Source organism: Methylobacterium sp. TK26 (assembly GCF_055361565.1).
In genome coordinates this window covers 1,001,582-1,027,841 of the sequence record NZ_CM143965.1, presented here as the reverse complement: position 1 = coordinate 1,027,841, position 26,260 = coordinate 1,001,582, and the positions used below count along the sequence as shown (strand labels likewise).

Here is a 26,260-nt window from a genome sequence, read left to right as displayed (position 1 = left end):
AACATGGGCGCGGTGAAGGCTTTGATCGCCAAATCCTCTCAGGAGATGGCAGCGATGGCTGGAACCGCGAAGAAGACCGACCCCAAGCTGTGGGAGAAGGTCAAGAAAGAGGTCACGAAATCTGACAAGGGTGGCAAGCCCGGCCAGTGGTCGGCGCGCAAGGCGCAGATGGCGAGCAGCGAATACAAGAAGGAAGGCGGCGGCTACGAGGGAAAGAAGTCCGACGACAACCACCTCAAGCAATGGACCGAGGAGGAGTGGGGCACCAAGTCCGGCAAGGAAAGCGGCAAGACCGGCGAGCGCTACCTGCCGAAGAAGGCCCGCGAAGAGCTGTCCGACAAGGAATACGCCGACTCGACCGCCAAGAAGCGGGCCGATTCGAAGAAGGGCAAGCAGTTCTCGAAGCAGCCGAAGGCGGCGGCCGAGAAGTCGGCCAAGGCCCGCAAGGAGAGCCCGAAGTCGGACAAGAAGGAGCCGACCAAGGCCGAGCTGATGAAGAAGGCCAAGGCCCAGGATATTTCGGGCCGCTCGAAGATGTCGAAGGCCGAGCTGGAGCGGGCGGTCCACGCCTGAGGCGGCATCGCGAGCGCCCTTACGGCGCTTGCGATCTTTTCGTATGATACGGGGGTTTCGTCTCGACGGGATCCCCGCCCATGCCCACGGTCGGCGCAATTGAGTTCCAGCGCAGGTTCGGCGAGTACCAGGACGAGGCGCGCCGCGAGCCCGTGGAGATCACCCGTCACGGGCGCCGGGAATCGGTGCTCTTGTCGGCCGAGCACTACGACTGGCTGAGGGCCGCCGCCCGACGGACCCACCGGACGATCGATACGCCCGAGGCGATCCTCGCCGCCGTCGAGGGCGCCGAGATGGATCCCGCGCACGTCGGACTCGACGACCTGCTCGCGTGAGGGCGGCGGGTGACGTTCCCCGAGCCGAAACCCGGTCTCGTCCTCCGCTACGATTACCTCTGGACGCATGAGGCCGCCGCCGGCCGCCAGCAGGGGAAGGACAGGCCCGTCTGCCTCGTGGCGGCGACGGACGATGCCGTGCGTCCCCGTTACGTCGTGCTGCTCCCGATCACCCACACTCCGCCCCGAGGCGACACCGTGGGCGTGGAGATTCCCGCCAAGGTGAAGGCTTTCCTGGGCCTCGACGACGCGCGAAGCTGGGTGATCGTTTCCGAGCACAATGTCGATGCGTGGCCGAATGCCGGCCTGTTGCCCGTGCAAGGGCGCGGCGGCGACTTCGCCTATGGCTTCATTCCGCCGGGGCTGTTCGCCCGGATCAAGGCCGAGTTCGTTGCTCTCGCCCGCAGCCGGAAGAGCGGCGCCGTGCGCCGGGATACCGCGTGACGCGCCCCAAACGAGAAAGGGCGGCGCCTCGCGGCACCGCCCTCCCCCTGCCTGCATAAAGCGGCGACTTAGCGCTTCGAGAACTGGAAGCTGCGGCGGGCCTTGGCGCGGCCGTACTTCTTGCGCTCGACCACGCGGGAGTCGCGGGTCAGGAAGCCTTCGCGCTTCAGGGGCGCGCGCAGCTCCGGCTCGTAGTAGGTCAGGGCCTTGGACAGGCCGTGGCGCACGGCGCCCGCCTGACCGGAGAGGCCGCCGCCCGCCACCGTGACGGTGATGTCGTACTGATCGACGCGGCCGGCGATCTCCAGCGGCTGGCGCAGGATCATGCGCAGCACCGGACGGGCGAAGTAGGTCTCCACCGGACGCTTGTTCACGACGACCTTGCCGGTGCCCGGCTTGATCCAGACGCGGGCGACCGCGTCCTTGCGCTTGCCGGTGGCGTAGGCCCGGCCCTGCGCATCCAGCTTCTGGACGTGGACAGGGGCTTCGTTGGCCGGATCGACCGCGCCGGTGTTGGCCCGGTTCAGGTCGGCGAGGGACTGAAGGGTCGCCATGATCACGCGCTCACGTTCTTGCGGTTGAGGGCGCCGACGTCGAGCGTCTGCGGCTGCTGGGCAACGTGCGGATGCTCGGTGCCCTTGTAGACACGAAGGTTGCCGAGGATCTGGCGGAACAGCGGCCCGCGCGGCAGCATGCGCTCCACGGCCTTCTCCACGACGCGCTCCGGGAAACGCCCTTCGAGGATGAACTTGGCCGTGCGCTCCTTGATGCCACCCGGATAGCCGGTGTGGTAGAAGTAGCTCTTCTGGTTGTACTTGCGGCCGGTGAACTTCACCTTCTCCGCATTGATGACGATGACGTTGTCGCCGCAATCGACATGAGGCGTGTAGGCGGCCTTGTGCTTGCCGCGCAGGCGCATTGCCACGATCGAGGCGAGGCGGCCGACCACAAGGCCTTCCGCGTCGATCACGATCCACTTCTTGTCGACCTCGGCGGGCTTCAGCGAGGTGGTCTTCATGGCCAAATCCCGAAAGGTGCCGGAAAAGGAAGCCGCCGCGTGGGGACACGCGGCGGCGATGGCGGCTCAATAGCCGCGCCGGGCGGGCGGGTCAACCGCAAATCGCGCGCGCCGACGCCGAAAAGACGTGTTCCGAGAGCGGGTTCAGCCTTGAGGTATCATGATACCGCGCCCTTAGGAGCGGGGCGTCCGGCGGTCCGCGATGGTGAGCTTCTGCACGCCGCCCTTGGCGAGGACGGGCTTGCGCGCGCTGAGGATGCGGGAATTCACCCCCGTCCAGCCGATCTCGCCGGAGAGGCGCCCGTACTCGATCTTGGGGCAGCGGTTCATGATGACGGTGACACCCTGCGCCTCGGCGCGGGCGGCGGCGGCGGCGTCGCGCACGCCGAGCTGCATCCAGATCACCTTCGGCAGGGGGGAGAGGGCCAGCGCCTCGTCCACGATGCTCCCCGCCGCCGCCGAGTTACGGAAGATCTCGACCATGTCGAGGGAGCCCTCGACCTCGGAGAGCGAGCCCGCCACCCGGCGGCCGAGGAGATCCTGCCCGGCGAGCCCCGGATTGACCGGCGTCACCGCGTAGCCCCGGTCGAGGAGGTACTTGAGCACGATGAAGCTCGGCCGGGCGGGGTTCGCCGAGGCGCCCACCAGCGCGACGCTCTTCGTGCCGTCGAGGATCGCGCGGATCGCCGAATCGGCATAGCGCGCGTGCCGCGCGGCGATGTCGTCTGTCATGGTCGGGTCGCCGGCTGTGTCAGGGGTGCAGGGTCACGGATGCTTGTGGATCGGATCGACCCAGTGGACGGTCTCCGGCCGCTCGACCGGCTCTACGTCGGGGATGTTGACCACCACCGCCTCGTTGTCGGACCGCACCAGCACGCAGTGCAGGGGCTCGTCGGTGGAGGCGTTGATCTCCTGGTGCGGCACGTAGGGCGGCACGAAGATGAAGTCGCCCGGCCCCGCCTCGGCGACGTATTCGAGCCTGTCGCCCCAGCGCATCCGGGCCCGGCCGGAGACGACGTAGATCACGCTCTCCAGGGCGCCGTGGTGGTGCACGCCGGTCTTGGCGTCGGGCTGGATCGCCACCGTGCCGGCCCAGATCCTCTGCGCGCCGACGCGGGCGGCGTTGATCGCCGCCTGCCGGTACATGCCCGGCGTCTGGGCGGTGTTGTCGTCGAGCCTGTCGCCGGGGATCACCCGCACGCCGTCGTGCTTCCAGCGCGCCCCGTCATGGGTGTCGTCATGGGTGTGGTCGTGGGTATGGTCGTGATCCTGCCCCATACCGCCCTCCCGAACGCCTGTCGTCCGGACGTGGCTACGCCCTCCCCCGGCGCGCCGTCAACGCGCCGGAGAGGGGCGCCTGGGCTCAGGTCTCGCGCACGCCGGGCTTGGCGCCGACGTCGAAGGTGAAGGTCACGCCGGCCTGTTCCAGGGCGCGGCGCACGGCCATCACCGTGTCGTGGCGCGGGCGGACGGGGGAGTTCGCGTCCTCCAGGCGCACGATGGTCGAGATCGACACCCCCGCCATCTTGGCGAGCTCCTCCTTCGACAGGCCGACCATGCCGCGGGCGGCTCGGACCTGCGCGGCGGTGAGGGGCCGGTCGGAGGTGTCGGGCTCCGAGGTGTCGGGCACGGTGAGGCCCTGGTAGCCGTAGCGGCTCTGGCCCGGCACGTTGAGGCAGATGCCGACCCATTCGCGCACGCTGCCGTCCTTGTTCAGCACGGGGGCGGCGCGGGAGTTGAACCAGCGGTAGATGCCGTCCGCGCAGAGGATCCGGTACTCGGTGTTGTAGGCCGAGGCGTGCTGCACGGCGGTGGTCCAGGCCGCCTGGGTGCGGGTGCGGTCCTCGGGATGGACGGCGTCGAGCCAGTCGTAGCCCCGCGTCTGGGCGTAGTTTTGCCCGGTCAGGTTCATCCATTGCGAGCACTCGCTCAGCTCGCCCTGGGGTGTGGTGGTCCAGAAGGCGGCGGCGGTCACGGTCACGAGGGCGTTGAGCCGGTCGTGGCGCTGCATCACCGCCTGCATCGAGTCGTGGCGGGCGGTGACGTCGAAGATCACGCCCATGCCGTAGCTCGGGCGCTCGTCGGCGCCGAGCGCGGCCTCGCCCCGGTGCTGGAGCCAGCGCTGCGTCCGGTCGGGGCGGACGACGCGGAACTCCCGGTTGATCGGCTGGCCGGCCATCAGCATCGCGAACTGGTCGCCGTGCATCGCCCGGTCATCCGGGTGGATCATGTCGATCAGCAGGCCGATCGGCAGCTCCGCCGACGGTTCGAGGCCGAGGATGCGGTACAGGCCCGGCGTCGCGTCGAGGGTGCCGGAGCGCAGGTCCGCGGACCAGAACCCGACCTCCCCGGTATCCTCGATGATCTTCAGGAAGTTGCGGGACGAGAAGAAGCGCGAGGCCCCTCCCCTCGGGGGAGCGGGATCCGCCTGAACGCGCATGAGGGAACGGGTGGGCATGGGGCTGCGCTCTGGTCCGGCGAACCGGATGGATCGGGGTGGGTCAGCCGCCGCACGGGCGGTCGCGATTCGCGCCAAAGACAGATCCCGTCTCAAGGCGTCGCTCCTCGAGCCATCGAACGGTTCATATCGGATCTCCCAGAGCCGGGAGCTGGCTCCTTCTTGATGGAGGATCGCGCAAAATGCGCAAGATGGGAGAATGCACTTTCCGACCAATTCGGATCGCACAAATGAGTGATTTGAAGTTTTGGGGCCGCGTAAACAATCCAGAATGGACGATTAAATCAGAAATAACTGCCAGAAATCGGCCATGTCCACGCAGTCTTCATGACCGTTCTTCTGCGGGCGCGCGGGCTCTCGTCGCTGAAAGGGCGACCCGTCGTAATGGCTCCAAGGTTACTCAATTCGCGCTATAGAGCGCATGCCGGCCGAACTTAAGAAACATGGCGGCGATTTTAACGAACATCCCCGAGAAGAGATGGAGACAAGTTTGCCGGGTGGCGCATCCTGGCCGATTCAAAACCGGTCGAGATGGGGATCGGCCCGGATTGACCGGAAACCGCCGGGGCAGATAGCGGCGATGACACTGAACGCGGCGCATCGTCGCCCCCGTTTCGGCGCTTGTGCAACATGAGAGTCCTAATCTGTTAGCCGGATAATGGTGGAGATCCCTCGATCCGGAGTTAAATAGTGTGTTCTGGAGCGATGGCATGGCCCCCGGATTGCGGGCCTCGCACGCATGCACGGCGGTGATCGAATGCACCCTCGACGGCACGGTGACGGCGGCCAATGCGAGGTTCCTGGGCTTGCTTGCGTATCGCACCGAGGACCTGATCGGTCGAAACCGTTCATGCCTCGTGAAGCCGTCCGCGCGGGACGGGGCCGCGTATCGTAAGGTCGGGCACGCCCTGCGCCGGAGCATCGACGGCGCCCGCGAGATGTCGTCCGACATGCAGGCCATGACCACGGCCGTGGAGGAGATCCGCCGCAACGTCGGCCTGATCGCCCATTCGAGCCGCGAGCTCGACCCGTCGACCCGGCCGGTCCGCGAGGCCCCCCGCAAGATGGCGCGCTGACCCTCAGGCCGCCGCCCTGGCCCAGGGGGCGGCGACGAGGGCCCTGGCCAGATAATCGATCAGCGCGACGACGCGCGCCGGGCGGGGCTCGCCCGGCGGCGTCACGAGATGGAGCGAGATCGGCGGGGCCGACCAGTCCGGCAGCACCCGCTCCAATCGGCCGGCGGCCAGATCTTCGTGGATCATGAAATCGGGCTGGAGGGCGAGGCCGAGCCCCGCCCGCAGGGCCGGCGCCAGGGCGTCGGCGTTGTTCGCCCGCATCGGCCCGCCCGGCGTCACGCTCGCCTCCCGCCCGTCCGCATGGCGGAAGCGCCAGCGGTCGGGCGTCGGCAGGTAGGCGTAGCCGAGGCAGGCATGCCGGGCGAGGTCGTCCGGGTGGTCCGGCCGCCCGTGGCGGTCGAGATAGCCCGGCGTCGCCACGAGGGAGCGCTGCACCGGGCAGAGCCGGCGCGCCTTCAGCGAGGAATCCGGCAGGGCCGCGATGCGCAGGCCGATGTCGAACCCGCCGCCCACGAGGTCCACCACCGAATCGGCGAGATGCAGGTCCACCGAGACCGCCGGGTGCCGCGCCAGGAACTCCGGCAGGAGCGGCGCCACATGCAGCACCCCGAAGCTCATCGGCGCCGCGAGCCGCACGAGGCCGCGCGGCAGCGCCGTGGCGGCGGTGGCCCGCGCCTCGGCGGCCTCCCCCTCCGCGAGCAGCCGCGCCGCGTCGTCCCGCGCGGCGAGCCCCGCCTCCGTCAGCGCCAGCCGCCGGGAGGTGCGGTGGAACAGCCGCGCGCCGACCCGCGCCTCCAACCGCCCCACCGCCTTCGAGACCGTGCCCTTCGACAGGCCGAGGTCCCCGGCGGCGCCGCCGAAGGAGCCGGCCTCCACCACCTTGGCGAAGATGGCCCAGGCTTCGAAATCGGGCAGGCGCATGGGTCGTTTCCGGAAACGATGAGTTTCCATCGTTTCTATTTTCAGGCGCCATGGCAAGGCGCACCTTGTCTCCATCGACGACGCCCACCGGGCGCGCTCCAGGAGACGACGCCATGTCCGAGACCGGCCTCCACCACGTCACCGCCTTTTCCGGGCCCGTGGCGCGCAACCTCGACTTCTACACGGCCGTGCTCGGCCTGCGCCTCGTCAAGAAGACGGTGAACTTCGACGATCCGGGCACCTACCACCTCTATTACGGCGACGCGGCGGGCCGTCCCGGCTCGATCCTGACCTTCTTCCCGATCCCCCACGCCGCCCCCGGCCGGGCGGGCCTCGGCGAGACGCAGGAGACCGCCTTCCGCGTGCCCCGCGCCTCGATCGGCTGGTGGACCCACCGGCTCGTGGAGAAGGGCGTGCGCCACGAGGCGCTGGTGCAGGTCTTCGGCGAGCCGACCCTGCGCTTCCGCGATCCCGACGGGATGATGCTCGCCCTCGTCGGCGTGGACGAGGCGGCGGCGCCCTCCGCCTGGACCGGCGGCTCCGTGCCGGCCGAGCACGCGATCCTCGGCCTGCACGGGGTGACGCTGCTCCTCGCGGAGGGCGAGGGCACGGCGGCGATCCTGACGGAGGTGTTCGGCTTCGCGCAGACCGGAAGGGAGGGCTCCGCCACCCGCTATTCCGGCACGGCCGCCTCCGGACGGCACGTCACCCTGCGGGCGGTGGGCGCGTTCCTGCCCGGCCGCCAGGGGGCGGGCTCGGTGCACCACATCGCCTTCCGTGCCGCCGACGACGCGGCCCAGGCGGCGATGGCCGAGGCCCTGCGCGACCGGCACGGGCTCGGCGTCACCGAGCAGCGCGACCGGCAGTATTTCCGCTCGGTCTACTTCCGGGAGCCGGGCGGGGTGCTGTTCGAGATCGCCACCGACGCCCCCGGCTTCGCCGTGGACGAGCCGGAGGCGAGCCTCGGCCAGGCGCTGAAGCTGCCGCCGGGCCTGGAGCGCCACCGCGCCGAGATCGAGGCCGTGCTCCCGGCCGTCGCCTGAACCCCGTCTCCCCCGTGGAGGGTGCCATGACCACCGAGACCCTGTCCTTCCACCATCGCTTCGCGCCGGGCGAGGCTGGCCTCCCCCCTCTGCTCCTGCTGCACGGGACGGGCGGCGACGAGGACGACCTCCTGCCGCTGGGCCGGGCCGTCGCCCCCGGCGCGGCCCTGCTCTCCCCCAGGGGGCAGGTCAGCGAGAACGGCGCGCCGCGCTTCTTCCGCCGCCTCGCCGAGGGCGTGTTCGACGAGGACGACCTGCGCCGCCGCACGGACGGGCTCGCGGCGTTCGTGGCGGAGGCGCGGGAGCGCTACGGCCTCGCCGCGCCCCTGGCGCTCGGCTTCTCGAACGGCGCCAACATCGCCGCCGCGACGCTGCTCCAGCGGCCGGAGGTCCTGGCGGGGGCGGTGCTGATCCGGCCGATGGTGCCCTTCGCCGCGCCGCCGGCCGCCGACCTCGCGGGCAAGCCGGTCCTGATGCTCTCGGGGGCGATGGACCCGATCGTGCCGGTAGAGAACGCCCGGCGGCTCGCCGAACAGCTCACGGCGGCCGGCGCCGCCGTCACGCACCGGATCCTGCCCGCCGGCCACGGCCTGTCCCAGGCCGAGATCGGCCTCGTCGCGGACTGGCTCCGCGCCACCGCCCGCCCGGCGGCGGCCTGATCCTTGCCCACCCCACCATCCCTCACAGGAGGCGACCATGCCGACCATCACCACACGGGACGGGACCGAGATCTTCTTCAAGGATTGGGGTCCGAAGGACGCGCAGCCCATCGTGTTCCACCACGGCTGGCCGCTCTCGTCGGACGATTGGGACGCGCAGATGCTGTTCTTCGTCCAGCACGGCTTCCGCGTGGTAGCCCATGACCGGCGCGGACACGGCCGCTCGGCCCAGGTCGGATGGGGCCACGACATGGACCATTACGCCGCCGACGCGGCGGCGGTCGTCGAACATCTCGACCTGCGCAACGCCGTCCATATCGGCCATTCGACCGGCGGCGGCGAGGTGGCGCGCTATGTCGCCCGCCATGGCGAGCCGCAGGGCCGCGTCGCAAAGGCGGTGCTGGTGAGCGCGATCACGCCGCTGATGCTCAAGACCGCCGCAAACCCGGACGGGCTGCCCCGTGAGGTGTTCGACGGGTTCCGCGCGGCCCTCGCCGGCAACCGCGCCCAGTTCTTCCTCGATGTCCCGACCGGCCCGTTCTACGGCTTCAACCGCGACGGGGCGACGCCCCAGCCGGGCGTGATCCAGAACTGGTGGCGGCAGGGCATGATGGGCAGCGCGCTCGCCCATCACGAGGGGATCAAGGCCTTCTCGGAGACCGACCAGACCGAGGACCTGAAGGCCATCGGCGTGCCGGTGCTGGTGCTGCACGGCGAGGACGACCAGATCGTCCCCATCGCGGACGCCGCCCTGAAGGCGATCACGCACCTGCGCCACGGCACGCTGAAGACCTATCCCGGCTACGGCCACGGCATGCTCACCGTGAACGCCGACGTGCTGAACACCGACCTCCTCGCCTTCGTGCGCGGGTGAGGCGCCGGCCGCCGTCTCAGGTGCGGTACCGCTCCGCAAGCGCCGTCAGCGCCTGCGCGAGCTCGGTCATGTTGGCCGAGGCGGTCTCGACCTGCCGCGTCCCCGCCGCCGTCTGCTGGCTCGCCTGACGGATGTTCTGCAGCGCCCCCATCACCTGCTCGATCCCGAGCTGCTGCTGGTTCGTCGAGGCCACGATCTGCTGGAACGTCTGCACGTTCTCCTCGAACCGCGCGGTGATCTCCTCGATGGTCCGCTGCGTCGTGTCCGAGCGCGTCTTGCCCACCGCCGAGCGCTTCACCGCCTCCTCCGTCAGCATCACCGACGTGTTGATGCCCCGCTGGATCTCCCCGAGGATCGCCCGCACCTGGCCCGTGGCCGCCTTCGCCTGATCGGCGAGGAGCTTCATCTCCGAGGCCACCACCGCGAAGCTGCGCCCGCTCTCGCCCGCCGCCGCCGCCTCGATGGCCGCGTTCAGCGCGAGCAGATGCGTGCGCTCCGAGATGTCGTTGACGCTCTCGATGATCTCGCCGATCGCCTGCGTCTTCTCCGAGACGCCGACGATGTTGCCGGCCACCGCCTCAGCCTGCTCGCGGATCGCGTCCATGGCCTGGGCGGTGTCCGAGACCGCACGCAGGCCCTGGCGTGAGGTCCGGGCGGTGGCCTGGGCGGTGGCGATGACCTCGCTGGCGCGCTTCGAGATCTGCGCCCCGGAATGGGTGATCTCGTCCACCGTGGCGGCGGTCTCCTGCACGGCGGCGAACTGCTCCTCGACGGAGGCCGCCTGTTCCTGTGCCGAGGCGCGGATCTCGGCCGCCGCTGCGTTCAGGTCGGCCGTCGCCGCCCGGTTCGTGCGGGCGAAATCCGACAGGCCCGTCACCGTCGCGTGCAGCGTGGCGGCGAGGCGGCCGACCTCCCCGTCCGCCTGACCCTCGATCCGCCCGGTCAGGTCGCCCTCCCCGACCCGCTCGACATAGGCCATCACCCGCAGCAGCGGACGCACCACGAGGCGGTTGATGGCGATGCCGAGGCCGATGCAGATCAGCAGGGTGAGCAGCGTGCCCCCCCAGACCGCGATGTCCTCGTCGCGCTGGGTTTGCGCCACCCGCCGGGAGAGGTCGGCGCGGGCCGCCCCCTCCAGACCCTCGATGGCGGCGAGTTCCGCGCGCAGGCGGTCGAAGAGCTGCTTGCCGCGCCCGTCCGCCTCCAGGCCGATCGCCTCCGCCCGCTGGGCCGGGTCCGCGCCCTTGCGGAGGGCCGCCTCGGCGATGTCGGCCTGCCAGCCGTGCGCCGCCGTCACCGCATCCGCGAGCATCCGGGTGCGGTCGCCGTCGCCGCCGACGAGGCTCCGCAGGCGGCCGACCGCCTCGTCCAGGCTCCGGCGGCCGGCCTGATACGGCTCCAGGCTGCTCGGGCGCCCGGTGATCAGGTAGCCGCGCAGCCCGGTCTCCTGGTTGAGCATCGCCGCGCGGAAGGCATCGAGCCCCCGGATCACCTGATCCGAATGCTCGCGGGCGTCCGTCGCCGCCTGCAGCCGGCTGCGCGTGATCAGGACCGCGCTGCTGCTCAGGATCGACACCAGCGCGATGACGCCGATCGCGCCTCCCAGCAGGCCATTGAGACCCAACGACGTCCGCATCACGGTTTGCCCTGCCCGATCCCGGGCGGAGCCCGACGGGAACGTGATAGCCCGCAACCTCTGCGGTTGCGAGATCGGTCCTCGTCTTGCTTCGCGTTCCGCCGAGGTGCGCGCCCACACAGAGGACGCCTTCCTCATCCGGTTCAGGTCGAACCCACCGCGAGGCGGCGCTTTGTGGTGTGAACGTCGTGGCGGCACCGCACATGAAGAGAACCCTCGCCCCCCTCCTGCTCTGCCTCGGTGCCTGGGCCGCCTTCGGCTCCTGGGCGGAGGCGCATCGCGCCGCCCTGCAGAGCGACCCGCCGGCCCTGCGCGCCGGGATCGAGGCCGACATGGCCGTGCGCCATTGCCCCGACCTGCGGATCGACACGGAGGGCTTCCGCGCCTTCTCCCATGCCAACCACCTGAACCACGCCGACTTCTTCACCCTGAAGCGCTCGGTCGGCCTGCAGCGGATCCTCGACGCCGAGACGCGGGCGTTCCGCGACCGGCCGGCGGAGACCTGCGCGCGCCTGTGGGACCGCTACGGCGGCGACGGCGCCGAGGCGCGCCTCCTCGCGAGACGGTGAGCGCCGCCTGAGGAACCGAAGGGTCCGGCCGGGCTTGGCTGCCCGGATGCCGGGGGGCTTCTGCCGTGAGTCGTTTCTGGAACGCGATGCTGCGCTTCACCATCGTGCGGTCGGGGACCGTCACATGGATGAGCGCGGGTTTCGCCGCCCTGATCCTGATGACCGCCTTCGCCGTCGCCGGCTTCCTGTACCAGCAGCACGGCAGCGACGCCGTGCGCCACACGATCGAGGTGGACGGGCGCCTCGCCCGCGCCCTGTCGGCGCTCCAGGACGCCGAGACCGGGCAGCGCGGCTACGTGATCAGCGGGGACGAGGCGTTCCTCGCGCCGTTCCTGGCGGGCCGCGCCGCCTTCAACCGCGACCTCGACCGCCTGCGCGACCTCGTCCGCGACAATCCCGAGCAGCTCGCCCAGCTCGACCGCCTGCGCGACCTCGCGGCCCGGTTCGACGGGGAGCTCGACGCCAGCGTCGCCCTGCGCCGGAGCGGCGACGCGGCGGGCAGCGCCCGTCTCGTGCGGGAGGGCCAGGGCAAGCGCAGCATGGATGCGATCCGCGCCCTGATCCGCGCGATGGAGGCCCACGAGGCCGTCCTCCTCGATACCCGGCAGGCGCTGGTCTCCCGGATCGCCCTCGCCATCTGGATCACCATGGCGGCCCTCGTCGTGCTCCTCGTGGTGCTGGCGGCCTCCGCGATCCGCGAGGCAGGGCGCCGGGCCAACCTCGCCCGCTTCCTGCCGGAGGAACTCTCCGACCGCCTCGCCGACGAGGACGACAGCCTGCGCGCCGGGCGACGGCAGAACGCCGCCGTGGCCTTCGTGGACATGCGCGGCTCCACCGCCCTCGCCGAGACCCTCGACCCGCACGCCCTCTCGCAGTTCCTGACGGCGTTCCGGCGCCGGGTGATGCGCGTCGCCCGCCTGCGCGGCGGGGTGGTCGACAAGTTCATCGGCGACGGCGCCCTGATCGTGTTCGGCCTGCCCGAGCCGCGTCCGGACGATGCGGCCCGGGCGCTGACCTTCGCCCGGGACCTCGTCGCGGTGATCGAGCGCTGGAACGCCCGGAGCGAGGACCGGGCGCCGATCCGCATCGGCGTCGGCATCCATTACGGCGACCTGTTCTGCGGCATCATCGGCGAGGACATGCGCCTGGAATTCACGGTGCTCGGCGACACGGTGAACGTCGCCGCCCGCCTGGAGCAGGCGACGAAGGCGCATGGCGTCCCGATCCTCGTCTCGGAGGCCGTCCTGGCGGCCGCCGGCGATGGCGTCGGCGAAGGTTTAGGCCCTTGGCGGGAGGTGAGCCGGGCGCCCCTGCGGGGACGGACGGAGGCCATGGCCTATCTCACCCCGGCCGAGGCCCTGGAGCCGGCGCGAGCGACAAGCTTGTCAATTGAACCGGCCGGCGGCAGGCTTTACCCCGTGGGGACGTAGGCCGGCAGGCCGCACACGGGACGACGACGACCATGATCCTGGATTGGCGGAGGGGCAGCGCCCCCGCACGCGGCGCCGCCGCATCGCACGGGCGGCTCGACCGCCGGTCGTTCCTGGCCGGCTCGGCCATGGGCCTCGGCACCCTGGCGCTCGGCGGCTGCAAGACCTCCGACTCGACGAGCCGCGCCGAGGCGGCGAGCCTCTACGGGCCGCTGCCGCAGGAGAAGTTCCCGATCCCGGCGGTCGACATCGCCAAGGTCGATCCGAAATACTACCGCAAGACGGTCGCCTACGAGACGAAGGAGGCGCCCGGCACGATCATCGTGGATCCGAAGAACTACTACGTCTACCGGGTCGAGGATGGCGGCGCGGCGACCCGCTACGGCGCCAATGTCGGGCGCGACGGCTTCCTGTGGAGCGGCGACGCCTATGTCGGCCGCAAGTCCGAATGGGCGGTCTGGACGCCGCCCAAGGAGATGATCAAGCGCCAGCCGGAGGCCGCGAAATACGCCCGCGGCATGCCGGGCGGCCTCGACAACCCGCTGGGCGCCCGCACCCTGCACCTCTACCAGAACGGCGCCTACACGCTCTACACGATCTACGCCACGAGCGACCCGGAGACGATCGGCAGCGGCATCACCAGCGGCTGCGTCGGCCTGCTCAGCCAGGACATGATCCACCTCTATGCCCGCACCCCGGTGAAGACGAAGGTGGTAGTCCTGCCGGCCTGAAGGCGGGCGGGTGAGACTCCCTTAACCCTGTCGGGTGCGCGTCTGAACTCGCTCAGAAGTTGTATGTTGATCGGCACCACGTCGTTTGCCGGTGACAGACATGCCGCACTCGATCTTCATCATGGAGCGTAAAGGCGACATCCGGCGCCCTCCGGAATTGATCGCCTACGACATCGACAGCGTGGCCCTGGCCAATCGCCTGGTCCGGTCCATCGCCAAGTCCGGCCGCATCAACGGATTCGACCGGATGACGGGCCAGCGCTGGTTCCGGTGGAGGGATACGGTCTTCGAGGTCTACCGCCTGGAGACCGGCCCGTCCTGAGGCCGCCGACGCCCCAGAAACATCCCGGACACCGAACTGTGACAAGTCTGCGATTGCATGCAGAATACTTGCGGTTCGCGGGGCGGACGGGTCAACGGGCGGAAACCGGCGGATGCTGAGTGAAGACGGGCATGAGCGCGACGCCCCTCGTCCGGACGCGGCGACGGCGCACCGGGGCGACGGCGACGCGCGCCGTCCGGCGACCGGACCCGCCCCGAAACGCGCCCGCGCGGGCTGGCTGATCCTGCTCCTGCTCGTCGGGGCCGGCGGTGGCGCCTACGGCTACACCCGCTGGTCCCAGCCCCCGGCGAAGCCCAAGACGAATGCCGCGCTGCCCGTGCCCGTCACCCTCGGGATGGTCGAGCAAGGGCCCTTCGCCCTCGTCACGAACGGCCTCGGCACCGTGCAGGCCTACAACACGGTTCAGGTGCGCACCCGCGTCGACGGCGAGATCCAGCAGGTCGCCTTCCGCGAGGGCCAGACCGTCCACAAGGGCGATCTCCTGGTGCAGGTCGATCCGCGCCCCTATCAGGCGGCGCTGGATCAGGCGAAGGCCAAGAAGGACCAGGACACGGCCAATCTCGGCAACGCCAAGGCCGACCAGACGCGCTATGCCGGCCTCGGCGCCTACGCCTCCCGGCAGCAATTGGAGACGCAGACCGCGCTGGTCGCCCAATTGACCGCGCAGGTGGCCTCCGATCAGGCCGCCATCGACAACGCCACGACGCAGGTCGGCTACGCCTCGATCCGCGCGCCCATCGACGGCGTCACGGGCTTCCGGCAGGTCGATATCGGCAACATCGTCACGGCGGCGGGGCAGACCCCGATCGTGACGATCACGCAGGTGGAGCCGATCTTCGTCGTCTTCACGGCGCCGGAGGACCAGTTGCCTGCGATCACGGCGGCCCTGAAGGCCGGCGACGTGCCCGTGGAGGCCTGGACCTCGGACGGGCTCACCAAGCTCGCCGACGGGAAGCTCGCCCTGTTCAACAACCAGGTCGATACCGCGACCGGCACAATCCGCCTCAAGGCCGTGTACGAGAACAAGACCCACGCCCTGTGGCCGGGCCTGTCGGTCTCGACCAGGATGCGCGTCGGCACGGTGGCCCAGGCCACGACCGTTCCCGACAACGCGATCCAGCACGGGCCGGACGGCCTGTTCGCCTTCGTCGTGGACGAGGCGAACCGGGCGCACCCGCGCCCGCTGAAGGCGGGGCGCTCGGATTCGGGCCGGACCCGGATCCTCGGCGGGGATCTCCAGCCCGGCGAGCGGGTGATCGTCGCCGGCCAGTACAAGGTGCAGGAGGGTAGCCTCGTGGCCGATCCGCACGGTGCCGCCCACACCGCGCAGGCGCTGACGCCGACGGAGACGATCCGGTGACGAAGGGCGGGATCTCGGCGCCGTTCATCCGGTTCCCGGTCGCGACCACGCTCATCATGGTCGGCATCCTGTTCCTCGGGGTGGTGGCCTATCCGCTGCTCGGCGTCGCGCCGCTGCCGCAGGTGGATTTCCCGACCATCCAGGTGACGGCCCAGCTCCCCGGCGCCAGCCCGGAGACCATGGCCTCCTCCGTCGCGCAGCCCCTGGAGCGCCAGTTCTCGCAGATCCCCGGCGTCTCGCAGATGACCTCGACGAGTTCGCTCGGCATCTCGACGGTCACGGTGCAGTTCGACCTCAACCGCAACATCGACGGCGCGGCGAGCGACATCCAGGCGGCGATCAACGCCGCCAGCGGCCAGCTCCCCAAGAACCTGCCGACCCCGCCGACCTACCGCAAGGTCAACCCGGCCGATTCACCGATCCTGCTGCTGTCGGCCACCTCCGACACCATGCCGCTGATCGACGTGGACGACGCGGTGGACGTGCAGCTCGCCCAGCGCATCAGCCAGATCTCCGGCGTCGCGCAGGTGTTCATCGGCGGCCAGCAGAAGCCGGCCGTGCGCGTCCAGATCGACCCCGCCAAGCTCGTCGCCAAGGGCCTGTCCCTGGAGGACGTGCGGGCCCAGTTGACGCTCACCACCGTCAACAACCCGAAGGGCAGCATCGACGGCGGCAGCCACAGCTACACGATCTACGCCAACGACCAGCTCACCGCCGCGCAGAACTGGAACGACGTCATCATCGCCTATCGCGACGGCGCCCCCTTGCGCGTGCGCGACGTCGGCCAGGCGGTCGCCGGCCCGGAGGACACCAAGCAGGCCGGCTGGACCAACGGCAAGCGCGGCATCTTCCTCGTGGTGTTCAAGCAGCCCGGCGCCAACGTCATCGACACGGTGGACAGCATCCGGGCGCAACTGCCGCGCCTGACCGCCACCCTGCCGGCCGCCATCACGATCGGCATCCTCAGCGACCGGACCCAGACGATCCGCGCCTCGGTCGAGGACGTGCAGTTCACCCTGATCCTGACGATCGCCCTCGTCGTCGGCGTGATCTTCGTGTTCCTGCGCAGCTTCTGGGCGACGGTGATCCCGAGCGTGACCGTGCCGCTGGCCCTGCTCGGCGCCTGCGCGCTGATGTGGATGGCGGGCTACACCCTCGACAACCTCTCCCTGATGGCCCTGACCATCTCGGTCGGCTTCGTGGTGGACGACGCCATCGTCGTCCTGGAGAACATCAGCCGCTACATCGAGGAGGGGATGCGGCCCATGGAGGCCGCGTTCAAGGGCGCGGGCGAGATCGGCTTCACCATCGTCTCGATCTCGGTCTCGCTGATCGCGGTGCTGATTCCGCTCCTCCTGATGGGCGGGATCATCGGCCGCCTGTTCCGCGAATTCGCCGTCGTCCTGTCGATGACCATCGCGGTCTCGGCCTTCGTGTCGCTGACGCTCACGCCGATGATGGCCTCGCGGCTCCTCAAGCCGCATTCGGCCGAGCGCCACGGCCGGCTGTACCGGATGAGCGAGGCCGCGTTCGACGGGCTGCTGGCGGCCTATGCCGACGCGCTGGACGTCGCCCTGCGCTTCCGCCGGGTCACGCTCCTCGTCTTCTTCGCCACGCTGGGGCTGACCGGCTACCTGTTCGTGGCCATCCCGAAGGGCTTCTTCCCGCAGCAGGACACCGGCTTCATGATCGGCGTCACCGAGGCGGGGCAGGACATCTCCTTCTCAGCCATGAAGGCGCTTCAGGAGAAGGTCGGCGCCATCGTCCAGGCCGATCCGGCGGTGGCCGGGCTCGGCATGTCGCTCGGCGGCAACGGGCAGGCGCTCAATTCCGGGCGCATGTACATCGCCCTCAAGCCCCGCGACGAGCGCGACGCCAACGCGTTCCAGGTGATCAGCCGGCTGCGGCCGCAATTGGAGCGGGTGGAGGGGATCCGCACCTTCATCCAGGCGACGCAGGACGTGCGCACCGGCGGCCGCACCTCGCGGACGCAGTTCGAATACACGCTGCAGGACCCGGACCTCGCCGAGCTGAACACCTGGGCGCCGCGCATCCTCGACGCGATGAAGACCCTGCCCGAACTGCGCGACGTCGCCACCGACCAGCAGACGCGCGGCACGACGCTCACGCTGTCGATCGACCGCGACGCCGCCTCGCGCTACGGCATCACGCCCCAGCTCATCGACGACACGCTCTACGACGCGTTCGGCCAGCGCCAGATCGCGCAGTACTTCACCCAGCTGAACAGCTACCACGTGGTGCTGGAGGTGCTGCCGGCCCTGCAGGGCAGCGTCGAGAGCCTCGACAGGATCTACATCAAGGCGCCGGTCGGCGGCGGGCAGGTGCCGCTGGCGGCCTTCGCCCGCTGGACGACCGATCCGGTGGCGCCGCTCGCCGTGAACCACCAGGGCCAGTTCCCGGCGGTGACGATCAGCTTCAACCTCGCCCCCGACGTGGCGCTGGGGCAGGCCACGGACGCGATCGGCCGGGCGATGCGGGACCTGCAGGTGCCGGCCACCGTGACGAGCGGCTTCCAGGGCACCGCGCAGGCGTTCCAGCAATCCCTCTCGACGGTGCCGCTGCTGATCCTGGCGGCCCTGTTCGTGGTCTACCTGATCCTCGGCATCCTCTACGAGAGCTTCATCCACCCGCTCACGATCCTCTCGACCCTGCCCTCCGCCGGCGTCGGCGCGCTCGCGGTGCTGATGGCGGCGGGGTTCGACTTCAGCCTGATCGCGCTGATCGGCATCATCCTCCTCATCGGCATCGTGAAGAAGAACGGCATCATGCTGGTCGATTTCGCCATCGTGGTCGAGCGCGAGGAGGGCCTGACCCCCGAAGTCGCCATCCGGCAGGCGGCTTTGATGCGCTTCCGCCCCATCCTGATGACCACGATGGCGGCCCTGCTCGGCGGCATCCCGCTGATGTTCGCCACCGGCACCGGCTCGGAGATCCGGCAGCCGCTGGGCTACGCCATGGTGGGCGGCCTCGCGGTCAGCCAGATCCTGACGCTCTTCACGACCCCGGTGATCTACATCTACCTCGACCGGCTGGCGCACCGCCTGTCCTTCCGGGACAAGCCGGAGAATGTGGACGCGGCCCTCGACGATCCGAAGCCGGCGAACCCGCAGGCTCCCCCCGCCCTGCGCGCCGCGGAGTGACCGGCCCTGAACAAAACCCGTCCATCCTCGTTAAGCTGCAAACGCGGAACGGGAGGACCCGGCATGACCAGCAAGTGGATGACCCTGGCGGAAGTGGCGATGTCACGGCAGCTCACGCTCGCCGAAGCCCAGAGGCTCGTGGACGGCAGCAACTGCCCCAAGGCCTTCAAGGCCGCCGGCACCGTCTATCTGATCTGACCCGCGCGGCCTGACCCCAGGCCCTGCCCCCGCAGCCCGCCCTGCCCCCGCAGCCCGCCCGGCTTCCGCCGCGGCGGGCTTTGCCGTTTCCGGGGCCCGGCGAAAGCCCGGTGGCCCGCGCCCCAGTATTGGCGCCGCGATTCCGTCTCAGGTCTCGCCAAAGCTCGGCCGTTCGTGTGTTGCGTCGCGATCGTCCGTTGAACTTACCTGTGACTCGTCATCGTTAACGTCGCTTAAGGGTTGCGACTGATTTCGGTTCGGATGATTAGTGTCATCATGACATTTTTTCTGAGTTTTTGTCATGAACTACGTAGGTACGTGCTTTTTCAATGAAGTCGGGCTGTGCCTGTGCAGTCCCGTGACTGCCGGAAGCGGTCATCCTTCATCGAGCCAATCGGTCAGCCAGACCGTCGGCGCCGACCCGCGTCTGTTCTCGTCCGGTTCGCCCCTCGCCGTAACGCGCGTGTCCGCCGCCCCGGCACCTGGCGGTTTTCTGGACGGAGCTGCGGTGAACCGCACGCCGAGCCGTCCCTTCGGGGCGGCCCTGTTCGAGGCGAGTTCCGGCGGCGGCGGAGGGTCGAGCTTCAGCGGAGGCGGCTTCGGCGGGGCGCCCTCGCCGGAGGTGAATGCCGGCCTCGCCCTGCTCCTCGTCGGGGCGACCGTCGCGCTCCTGCGGCGGCGGCGTGATCGCCCGGCTTGAGCGCCGCCGCGCGGCTCGGGGCGGCCGGGAGCGCCCTGCTGGTCTTCGCCTGCGGCACCGTCCTGTCCGCCGTCGCGCAACGGCACCTCCTCGAAACCGCGCAGACCGCCCAGCATCTCGTCGAATTCAACATCGGTGAAGCGTTCGGGCTGGCGGCCTGCGTGTCGCTGGTCCTCTCCGGCCCCCGCGCCGTCCTCGGCCGCACCGACCTCGTGGTCCTGTCGGTGTCCGCGCTGGCGTGGTTCGTGCCGGAACATCACGGCGTCTACCTGGCCACGACCCTCGCCGGGATGTGGTTCCTCCTCGCGAGGCGGTCCGACCGGCTCCTGCGCGACCTCAGCCACATGTGGCTCGCGCTGTCGGTCTACGAACTGTGGGGCAAATTGCTCTTCAAGCTCGCCTACCAGCTGATCGAGGTGTTCGAGGTCGCCGTCATCCACCGGTTCGGACGCCTGCTCTTCGACGGCATCGCCGTCGATGGCGCCCGGATCTCCGTGCGCGGCGATTGGTCGGTCGTCCTCCTGGAAGGGTGCTCCTCGTTCCACAACCTGTCGCTGACGGTGCTGATCTGGCTCTCCATCCTGAAGATCGCCCGGCACCCTGCGGATGCGGCGGCCATCCGCGCCCTCGGCGTGAGCGCCTGCCTCGTGGTCGCCGTCAACGTCACGCGCATCCTGGCGATGCTGCCCTCGCGGGAGGCCTACCTGTTCTGGCACGACGGAGCGGGCGCGACCGTGGTGGCGCTGGGCTCGGTCGCGGCCGCCATCGTCCCCATCCTGCTCCGCGTCGAGAGAGGCCCATGCCGGCTCGCGCCGCGCCGCTGACACCCTGGACGCGGGGCGGCCTCGCGCTGCTCTGCGCCCTCGTCGTCGCGTCTTTGGTGGTCCGGGTCGAGGTCTCCCGGCGCCAGCCGCCTCCCGGCCATCGGGACGGACGGGAGGCCTCCGACGGCCCCGTCGATCTCGGCATGGGAGGGCTGTGGCCCCGCGCCGCCGCCGGGCCCCTCACGATGCGCGTCGCGGAGTGCGCCGCGCCGATCGCGGTCGATTTCGTCCAGGCCAGTCCCTACCAGCCGGATCCGTCCCTCGTCGGCCGTCCCGGGCCGACGGACCGCGTCGCCTACGTCTATCGGGGCCGGCTCCTCGACAGCCGGTTCATCACGATCCGCCTCAACGCGATCTATCTCGCGCGGCTGGCCTCGGCGCGGCTGATGGGGGAGCGGATGCCGGCCATCGACGAACTGGCCGTGAAGGTCATCGTGCCGGCCGGCTGCCCCGTCTCACCGGAGGCGGTGATGGCAGTCCTGAGGGCGTCGGCGCCGCCGGGCTCGCTGATACCATGAGCGTGGACGGATGGTGGAGACGACAGGGATCGAACCTGTGACCTTTCCCATGTCAAGGGAATGCACTACCGCTGTGCTACGTCTCCATCTCGACCGCTCGGATACGATGAACCCGAACGCTTCGAAACAGTCCAGCCGGATCGGGTGCGTCTCGGAGAATTGCCCGACCCTGTCAAGGGTCTGCCCTTCCACCGAGCGACGAGTCCGGGCCGGCAACCGTTGGGTGCCGGTGGGCGGGGGCTATAGCCGCTGGCGGCGGGGGGCGCAAGCCGGTTTTCCCGATTGCCCGGCGGGGGCGTCTCGTATTGTGGAGACCCGCCCGCTCCTGTAATCCGTCGCCGAGCACCGGCCGAGGCCCGGACCCGGTTCCGGTGGGCTGAAGTTTCGGAGCATGCGCTTCCACATCGATTGCGATACGGGCAACCTGATCCAGGGCTGGATCGTGCCGGACAATCCCCTCGCCGTCAGCCGGGTCGCCGTCTCGGCCGGGGGGCGGCGCATCGCGGACGTGCCCGCTGCCCTGGTGGACGAGAACTTCAAGCAGTTCGGCTGGCACTCCACCGGCCAGTGCACCTTCCGCCTCACCGAGGAGGAGGTGCCCGGCATCACGGGGATGGCCGACCTCGAACTCTACGATTCCGACACCAACGTCCGGGTCTACCGCCGCCTTCCCGACGAAGGGATGGTGCAGCAGCGCTTCCTGCTCATCAACACCGGGATCGAGCCCGAGACCACGTTCCAGACGGCCCTGTTCCCGTTCTTCCGGCACAGCCATTTCGGCCTGCACCGGCTGACCGACGAGGTGCTCACCAGCATTCTCGGCAGCCAGATCATGCCCTCGCTGTTCCTGTCCGGGGCGCTGATCGTGCCCCGCTACGAGCATTTCATGATGCCGGACATGATGCTCACCAGCATCCTGGTCCAGGATCCCTATGTCGAGATGGCGATGCGGATGCTGTGGCTGCGCAGCCGGGCGGCCGAGGGGGCGGACCCGTCCCGGCGCTGGCGCCTCGGCCCCCTCGCGGAGGCCGCGCTGTTCTCGGCGGATTACGACCTGACCGACCTGCGCAGCCTGAAGCGCTACTTCCGCATGCTGCCCGAGCCGGCCTACCGGCTGCTCTACAACCCGCTGATCCGCCAGCTCGCCACCCGCATGCCGGAGGACCGGCTGTTCCCCGGCCACTCGATCGCCGCCATCGAGGTGATCGCCCGCGTGGGCATCGTCGGCCACCGGGAGCGGTTCGAGGCCTTCGCCTCGACCCTCATCGACCGGCTGGGCCTCGACATCCCCGTCCCCGCCGCCACCCCCCTGCCGGCCGAGACCCTCGCCCTCGCGGAACGGCTCCGCTCGGTGAAGGCGGTGCACGAGATGCTGGTCTACGACATCGCCCTCACCGATGCGGTGAAGGACACGGTCGACAAGATCTGGAAGGCGTGAGGATGGCCCTCGCCGAGGGGCCGGACGGCCTGCGCCTGCCGGTCGCGTCCCTGCGCGGCCGCTGGGTCGACCTGCGCCTCGCGGACGATCCGGCCGCCGAGGCGGCGGGCTTCGCATTGGCCTTCATCGGCCCGGACGGGCGCCCCGGCACGCTGCTGCACGAGGAATCCCTCGGCGGCGGCGCCTACCTCTGGACCGGGCGCGTGCCGCCGGAGGCGGTGGAGCTGAGGATCAGCACCCGCCTCGGCCGGATGCCCTCGACCCTGCGTGAGACGCGCCTGCGCCGCCTCGCCCGGCCGTTCCTGATGCTGCGCGCCCTCCGGCGGGCCCCCGGCCTCGCCCTCACGGCGCTGAAATGGCGCCTCCTCGGCAAGAAGGTCCGTGCCCGGGGCCTGATGGAGCGTGCCCTGAACGGCCGCCGGGAGACCGGCTATCCCCGCTGGATCGCCGCCCATCGCAGGCGCGGACCGGAATGGGCCGCCCTCGCCGCCGAGATCGCCACGTGGCGCGAGCCACCCCTCGTGTCGGTGCTGATGCCGGTCCACAACCCTGCCCCGACGGTGCTGCGGGCCGCCCTCGCCTCCCTGCGGGCGCAGATCTACCCCCATTGGGAGCTCTGCGCCGTCGACGACGCCTCGACCGATCCGGCGGTCGCGCGCCTTCTCGCCCGCGCCGCCGCCGCCGATCCGCGCATCCGCGTCCATCGGCGGGCGGAGAACGGCCATATCGCGCGGGCCACCAACGACGCGCTGGCCATGGCCGGCGGCGCGTGGTGCGCCTTCATGGACCACGACGACGTCCTCGCGCCCGACGCCCTCTACGAAGTCGTCCGCGCCGCCCGCGAGGATCCCGGCCTCGTCCTCGTCTACAGCGACGAGGACAAGATCGACGGGCGGGGGCGCCGGTTCGAGCCGCATTTCAAGGCGGATTTCGACCGGGAGCTGCTCTACGGCCAGAACTACATCAACCACCTCACGGCCATGCGCACCGACGCCCTGCGGGCGACGGGGGGGCTGCGTCCCGGCTTCGAGGGCAGCCAGGACCACGACCTGCTCCTGCGCCTGACGGCGGGGCTTGATCCGGCGCGCATCCGCCACGTGCCGCGGGTGCTCTACCATTGGCGCGCGGCGGGGGGCTCCGGCACCTTCTCCGACCGGGCGCTGGCCAGGAGCGAGGCGGCGCGGCTGCGCGCCCTGGAGGAGGCGGCCGCGCCCCTCGGCGCCCGCGCCGAGCGCGGGCCGGAGGGGTTCAACCGCCTCGTCCACCCCCTGCCCTCGCCCCCGCCGAAGGTCTCGGTGATCATCCCGACCCGCGACCGGGCGGACCTGCTGGCGGTGACGCTCGACGGGCTGCTCGGCGCCACCGACTACCCGGACATCGAGGTGGTGATCGTCGACAACGACAGCCGCGAGCCCGACACGGCGGCCCTGTTCGCCGGCCTCGCGGCCGAGCCCCGGGTGCGGGTGGTGCCCGTCCCCGGCCCGTTCAACTTCTCCGACCTGTCGAACCGGGGCGCGGCGGCGGCGGCCGGCCCGGTCCTGCTGTTCCTCAACAACGACATCGAGGTGATCGAGCCGGGCTGGCTCACGGAGATGGTGCGGCAGGCGGCGCGGCCGGGGATCGGGGCGGTGGGCGCCAAGCTGCTCTACCCCGACCGGACGATCCAGCACGGGGGCATCGTGCTCGGCATCGACGGCGTCGCCGGCCACAGCCATCTCGGCATGCCGGATGCCGACCCCGGCTACTTCGCCCGCATGGTGCTGGCCCACGAGGTCTCGGCGGTGACGGGCGCCTGCCTCGCGATGCGCGCCGCCGTGTTCGCGGAGGTCGGGGGGTTCGACGCGCAGGCGCTCAAGGTCGCCTTCAACGACGTCGATCTCTGCCTGCGGATCCGCGAGGCCGGCTACCGGATCGTGTGGACGCCCTTCGCCAAGCTGATCCACCACGAATCGAAGAGCCGCGGCCCCGAGGATACCCCCGAGAAGAAGGCGCGGTTCGAGGCCGAGACACGGGTGATGCTCGGCCGCTGGGGCGCGCAGCTGCGCGCCGACCCCTATTACAACGTCAACCTGTCCCGGAATTCGGCCCATTACCGGGTGTGATGCCGGCCATCATCTGGCCCCTGAGAAGGGCCGCCACCCCGGCCGGCCAGCCGTCGCCGCGCAAGAATCCAGAGCCATCGCCGATCGCGGCCATGTAACTCTGTAACCCAACGCTGCTTCCCCAGGTGTCAAAGTTGCGGATTCCCCCGAGAGCCTCGGCGTCCTCCGGCTCCGGCTCGGTCGCAAGGCCGATCAAGGGATTGAGCAGGGCCGCCTCCCCCGGCTCTACCGGTAGCGACCTGAAGAACGGCTCCGCCCGCGCGACGAAGGCGCGGGCGCCCCGATCAATTTCGGCCGCGATCTCATTGGCCCGTGGATCGCATCCCCGACCCGGGTCTTCGACAAAAGCAACTGTGCCGTCGGGGCGAAGGCGGTAGCCGATCACGGAATCGTGCGGGGCTGAGAAAAACAATTCTACGGCGACGCGCTGGTCGAAGATTCGCCCGTTGACCGCCTCGCTGAAAAGCTCGCCGACGAAGTCGTCCATGACGAGGTGGGGCCGGACGGCATGAGCCCCCGGCCTCATGCAGAAGTAGTAGCCGCGAAGATAAATATCGAACAGCGCGCAGACGCTTGTCGCGAAGCAATCCTGCGTACTGCCACCCCAGCCGACATCCACGATGCCGACCCGCTCTCCGTGGCGCAAGCCCGCCTGATGACAGAGGGCGTGCAGGCCGCGGCGATTCTCGCGGCAGACCTTGAGAATCTGCCAGCGCCAAGCACTGATCGCCTGCATGAACGCGACATTCGTCTCTGGCCCGCACAGGGTCTCCGGCGTCAGGTCGAGCCGGGCGAGGAGAGCGAGCCCGGGTGGCGGCACGTCGATCCGATCGAAGATGTCACGCACCGACAGGCCGTCCGATCCCGAGATCAGGAAGGGCATGTAATCGTCGAAATTTGTCTCATCGATCGAGGCGAGGGTCAGGGCGACCCGGGAACACCGGAAGTAGGAAGCCGGAACGGGCGCCGGCTGCCATAACGCCTCCAAGGTGAAGCCGTCCCGCGACAGGAACAGCAGGCGGTCGAGGCGGTCCCGCTCGGCCCGGGCCCGCAGCCAACGGACGAAGGCGAGCATCGCCGGGCCGCCGAAGGAATAGCCGTAACGCCACCATGTCGAGCGGCCGGGCTCGAAGACATGGGCCCTGCCCATTCCCGCCACGGCGGCGGCCTGAACATTGCGGCCGATGCTCCCCGGATCGAAGGCGGCGGGCACGGGGATAGCTGGGCGATAGAGGTAAGTGCGTAGGCCCTGCTCTCCGCCCCGCTGCACGTCCGAGAACGGGTTGTCGCCGACATGGCAGACCTCACCCGGCGATGCGCCTGTTTGGGTGCAGACGTGCCGAAACAGGGCGCCGTCGTCGCGTTTCGTCAACTGTTCCTCCGCCGACACGAACACGCCATCGAGGACGATCCCGTGCTTGGCGAAAAGTTTATTGAAGAAGTTACGCGGGAGGTACATGTCCGACGTGGCGACGCAGATCTGCCCCCGTTCCCGGCAGAGCGTGAGAGCGGCGACCACTTCGGGATTGGGGCATAGGACCAAGAGCTCGAAGTCCCATTCCGCGCGTTTCAGCGTCTCCGACGGTGTGCCGAGGTCGGGCAGGCAATCGTAGATCCCGTCGAGCGTCACCTCACGCTCATGGCGCGTGTGCATGGCCGCGAAGGCCGCGACCTGCGCCGTCATCCTCAGATCCCGGAAGCCGAAGATGCCAAATTTTTCGCCGACGAGGTCAAACACGGTCTCCGGCTCTGGGGCGAGCCGGTAGAACAGGGTGTCGAACACGTCGAAGGACACGACACGCGCCCCAGCGCAGGCTGCCGCGATGGATGAGCCCAATGCGTTTCCGCC

The 26,260-nt window shown here is 70.0% G+C and carries 27 protein-coding genes and 1 tRNA gene; 19 read left to right on the top strand and 9 right to left on the bottom strand.

Annotation, left to right across the window (positions count from 1 at the left end; all coding sequences use genetic code 11):
* Positions 1 to 54 precede the first annotated feature (54 nt).
* The 3 genes from ACXJ1Y_RS05060 (at position 55) to ACXJ1Y_RS05050 (ending at position 1,352) form a co-directional block, all read left to right on the top strand.
* Positions 55 to 573, top strand: coding sequence for a hypothetical protein (locus ACXJ1Y_RS05060; RefSeq protein WP_463850039.1), 519 nt, complete (start codon positions 55 to 57; stop codon positions 571 to 573).
* 80 nt (positions 574 to 653) lie between these two features.
* Positions 654 to 908: a type II toxin-antitoxin system prevent-host-death family antitoxin gene (locus ACXJ1Y_RS05055; protein WP_463849045.1), complete on the top strand. Its 255-nt coding sequence runs from the start codon at positions 654 to 656 to the stop codon at positions 906 to 908.
* A gap of 9 nt (positions 909 to 917) precedes the next feature.
* Positions 918 to 1,352 (top strand): hypothetical protein, encoded by a 435-nt coding sequence (locus ACXJ1Y_RS05050; RefSeq protein ID WP_463849044.1) that lies wholly within the window; start codon positions 918 to 920, stop codon positions 1,350 to 1,352.
* Positions 1,353 to 1,420: 68 nt separating this feature from the next.
* Here ACXJ1Y_RS05050 and rpsI read toward each other — a convergent pair whose 3' ends face one another.
* The 5 genes from rpsI to ACXJ1Y_RS05025 form a co-directional block, all read right to left on the bottom strand.
* On the bottom strand, positions 1,421 to 1,906 hold the full coding sequence (gene rpsI, locus ACXJ1Y_RS05045; protein ID WP_463849043.1) for a 30S ribosomal protein S9: 486 nt from the start codon (positions 1,904 to 1,906) through the stop codon (positions 1,421 to 1,423).
* A gap of 2 nt (positions 1,907 to 1,908) precedes the next feature.
* Positions 1,909 to 2,370 (bottom strand): 50S ribosomal protein L13, encoded by a 462-nt coding sequence (gene rplM / locus ACXJ1Y_RS05040; RefSeq protein ID WP_463849042.1) that lies wholly within the window; start codon positions 2,368 to 2,370, stop codon positions 1,909 to 1,911.
* Between the two features lie 174 nt (positions 2,371 to 2,544).
* A complete protein-coding gene (locus ACXJ1Y_RS05035; RefSeq protein ID WP_463849041.1) occupies positions 2,545 to 3,102 on the bottom strand; it encodes a CoA-binding protein in 558 nt (185 codons plus the stop codon).
* Between the two features lie 33 nt (positions 3,103 to 3,135).
* The gene (locus ACXJ1Y_RS05030) at positions 3,136 to 3,648 is read right to left on the bottom strand and encodes a cupin domain-containing protein (protein ID WP_463849040.1); all 513 of its coding nucleotides are present in this window, start codon (positions 3,646 to 3,648) and stop codon (positions 3,136 to 3,138) included.
* Positions 3,649 to 3,733: 85 nt separating this feature from the next.
* Entirely contained in the window at positions 3,734 to 4,828 is a 1,095-nt protein-coding gene (locus ACXJ1Y_RS05025) for a PAS domain-containing protein (RefSeq protein WP_463849039.1), read from the bottom strand.
* Between the two features lie 710 nt (positions 4,829 to 5,538).
* Here ACXJ1Y_RS05025 and ACXJ1Y_RS05020 point away from each other — a divergent pair.
* A complete protein-coding gene (locus tag ACXJ1Y_RS05020) occupies positions 5,539 to 5,904 on the top strand; it encodes a PAS domain-containing protein (protein ID WP_463849038.1) in 366 nt (121 codons plus the stop codon).
* Positions 5,905 to 5,907: 3 nt separating this feature from the next.
* On the opposite strand, the gene ACXJ1Y_RS05015 is transcribed toward ACXJ1Y_RS05020, so the two are convergent.
* Entirely contained in the window at positions 5,908 to 6,825 is a 918-nt protein-coding gene (locus ACXJ1Y_RS05015) for a LysR family transcriptional regulator (RefSeq protein WP_463849037.1), read from the bottom strand.
* A gap of 113 nt (positions 6,826 to 6,938) precedes the next feature.
* Between ACXJ1Y_RS05015 and ACXJ1Y_RS05010 the strand changes: the two genes are divergently transcribed.
* The 3 genes from ACXJ1Y_RS05010 to ACXJ1Y_RS05000 are packed head-to-tail and all read left to right on the top strand — an operon-like array spanning position 6,939 to position 9,401.
* A complete protein-coding gene (locus ACXJ1Y_RS05010) occupies positions 6,939 to 7,868 on the top strand; it encodes a VOC family protein (RefSeq protein ID WP_463849036.1) in 930 nt (309 codons plus the stop codon).
* A gap of 26 nt (positions 7,869 to 7,894) precedes the next feature.
* Positions 7,895 to 8,527, top strand: a complete 633-nt coding sequence (locus ACXJ1Y_RS05005) for an alpha/beta hydrolase (RefSeq protein WP_463849035.1) — start codon at positions 7,895 to 7,897, stop codon at positions 8,525 to 8,527.
* A 37-nt stretch (positions 8,528 to 8,564) separates the two neighbouring features.
* The gene (locus ACXJ1Y_RS05000) at positions 8,565 to 9,401 is read left to right on the top strand and encodes an alpha/beta fold hydrolase (RefSeq protein WP_463849034.1); all 837 of its coding nucleotides are present in this window, start codon (positions 8,565 to 8,567) and stop codon (positions 9,399 to 9,401) included.
* Between the two features lie 16 nt (positions 9,402 to 9,417).
* Here ACXJ1Y_RS05000 and ACXJ1Y_RS04995 read toward each other — a convergent pair whose 3' ends face one another.
* A complete protein-coding gene (locus ACXJ1Y_RS04995; RefSeq protein ID WP_463849033.1) occupies positions 9,418 to 11,037 on the bottom strand; it encodes a methyl-accepting chemotaxis protein in 1,620 nt (539 codons plus the stop codon).
* 203 nt (positions 11,038 to 11,240) lie between these two features.
* Between ACXJ1Y_RS04995 and ACXJ1Y_RS04990 the strand changes: the two genes are divergently transcribed.
* The 10 genes from ACXJ1Y_RS04990 (at position 11,241) to ACXJ1Y_RS04945 (ending at position 20,871) form a co-directional block, all read left to right on the top strand.
* Complete coding sequence (locus ACXJ1Y_RS04990; protein WP_463849032.1) at positions 11,241 to 11,606, top strand: hypothetical protein; 366 nt, start codon at positions 11,241 to 11,243, stop codon at positions 11,604 to 11,606.
* 65 nt (positions 11,607 to 11,671) lie between these two features.
* Positions 11,672 to 13,036, top strand: coding sequence for an adenylate/guanylate cyclase domain-containing protein (locus ACXJ1Y_RS04985; RefSeq protein WP_463849031.1), 1,365 nt, complete (start codon positions 11,672 to 11,674; stop codon positions 13,034 to 13,036).
* A gap of 32 nt (positions 13,037 to 13,068) precedes the next feature.
* Positions 13,069 to 13,767 carry a L,D-transpeptidase gene (locus tag ACXJ1Y_RS04980; RefSeq protein ID WP_463849030.1) on the top strand — a complete coding sequence of 233 codons (699 nt, stop codon included), beginning with the start codon at positions 13,069 to 13,071 and terminating at the stop codon, positions 13,765 to 13,767.
* A gap of 100 nt (positions 13,768 to 13,867) precedes the next feature.
* On the top strand, positions 13,868 to 14,089 hold the full coding sequence (locus tag ACXJ1Y_RS04975) for a hypothetical protein (RefSeq protein ID WP_463849029.1): 222 nt from the start codon (positions 13,868 to 13,870) through the stop codon (positions 14,087 to 14,089).
* Between the two features lie 112 nt (positions 14,090 to 14,201).
* Positions 14,202 to 15,470 carry an efflux RND transporter periplasmic adaptor subunit gene (locus tag ACXJ1Y_RS04970; RefSeq protein ID WP_463849028.1) on the top strand — a complete coding sequence of 423 codons (1,269 nt, stop codon included), beginning with the start codon at positions 14,202 to 14,204 and terminating at the stop codon, positions 15,468 to 15,470.
* Positions 15,471 to 15,526: 56 nt separating this feature from the next.
* A complete protein-coding gene (locus ACXJ1Y_RS04965) occupies positions 15,527 to 18,631 on the top strand; it encodes an efflux RND transporter permease subunit (protein WP_463850038.1) in 3,105 nt (1,034 codons plus the stop codon).
* A gap of 63 nt (positions 18,632 to 18,694) precedes the next feature.
* Entirely contained in the window at positions 18,695 to 18,829 is a 135-nt protein-coding gene (locus ACXJ1Y_RS04960) for a hypothetical protein (protein WP_279597657.1), read from the top strand.
* Between the two features lie 508 nt (positions 18,830 to 19,337).
* Positions 19,338 to 19,529, top strand: coding sequence for a hypothetical protein (locus tag ACXJ1Y_RS04955; RefSeq protein ID WP_463849027.1), 192 nt, complete (start codon positions 19,338 to 19,340; stop codon positions 19,527 to 19,529).
* On the top strand, positions 19,526 to 20,353 hold the full coding sequence (locus ACXJ1Y_RS04950) for a hypothetical protein (RefSeq protein ID WP_463849026.1): 828 nt from the start codon (positions 19,526 to 19,528) through the stop codon (positions 20,351 to 20,353). Before ACXJ1Y_RS04955 ends, ACXJ1Y_RS04950 begins: the two co-directional genes overlap by 4 nt.
* Complete coding sequence (locus ACXJ1Y_RS04945) at positions 20,329 to 20,871, top strand: hypothetical protein (RefSeq protein ID WP_463849025.1); 543 nt, start codon at positions 20,329 to 20,331, stop codon at positions 20,869 to 20,871. The genes ACXJ1Y_RS04950 and ACXJ1Y_RS04945 overlap by 25 nt, the downstream gene beginning before the upstream one ends.
* Before the next feature lie 11 nt (positions 20,872 to 20,882).
* Here ACXJ1Y_RS04945 and ACXJ1Y_RS04940 read toward each other — a convergent pair.
* A tRNA-Val gene (locus ACXJ1Y_RS04940) sits at positions 20,883 to 20,957 on the bottom strand.
* Between the two features lie 305 nt (positions 20,958 to 21,262).
* Here ACXJ1Y_RS04940 and ACXJ1Y_RS04935 point away from each other — a divergent pair.
* Both ACXJ1Y_RS04935 and ACXJ1Y_RS04930 read left to right on the top strand, forming a co-directional pair.
* Positions 21,263 to 22,309 carry a hypothetical protein gene (locus ACXJ1Y_RS04935; RefSeq protein WP_463849024.1) on the top strand — a complete coding sequence of 349 codons (1,047 nt, stop codon included), beginning with the start codon at positions 21,263 to 21,265 and terminating at the stop codon, positions 22,307 to 22,309.
* Between the two features lie 2 nt (positions 22,310 to 22,311).
* Positions 22,312 to 24,411, top strand: coding sequence for a glycosyltransferase family 2 protein (locus tag ACXJ1Y_RS04930; protein ID WP_463850037.1), 2,100 nt, complete (start codon positions 22,312 to 22,314; stop codon positions 24,409 to 24,411).
* On the opposite strand, the gene ACXJ1Y_RS04925 is transcribed toward ACXJ1Y_RS04930, so the two are convergent.
* Positions 24,374 to 26,206, bottom strand: a complete 1,833-nt coding sequence (locus tag ACXJ1Y_RS04925; protein WP_463849023.1) for an HAD family hydrolase — start codon at positions 26,204 to 26,206, stop codon at positions 24,374 to 24,376. The two genes, ACXJ1Y_RS04930 and ACXJ1Y_RS04925, sit on opposite strands and share 38 nt — an antisense overlap.
* Positions 26,207 to 26,260: the final 54 nt, after the last annotated feature.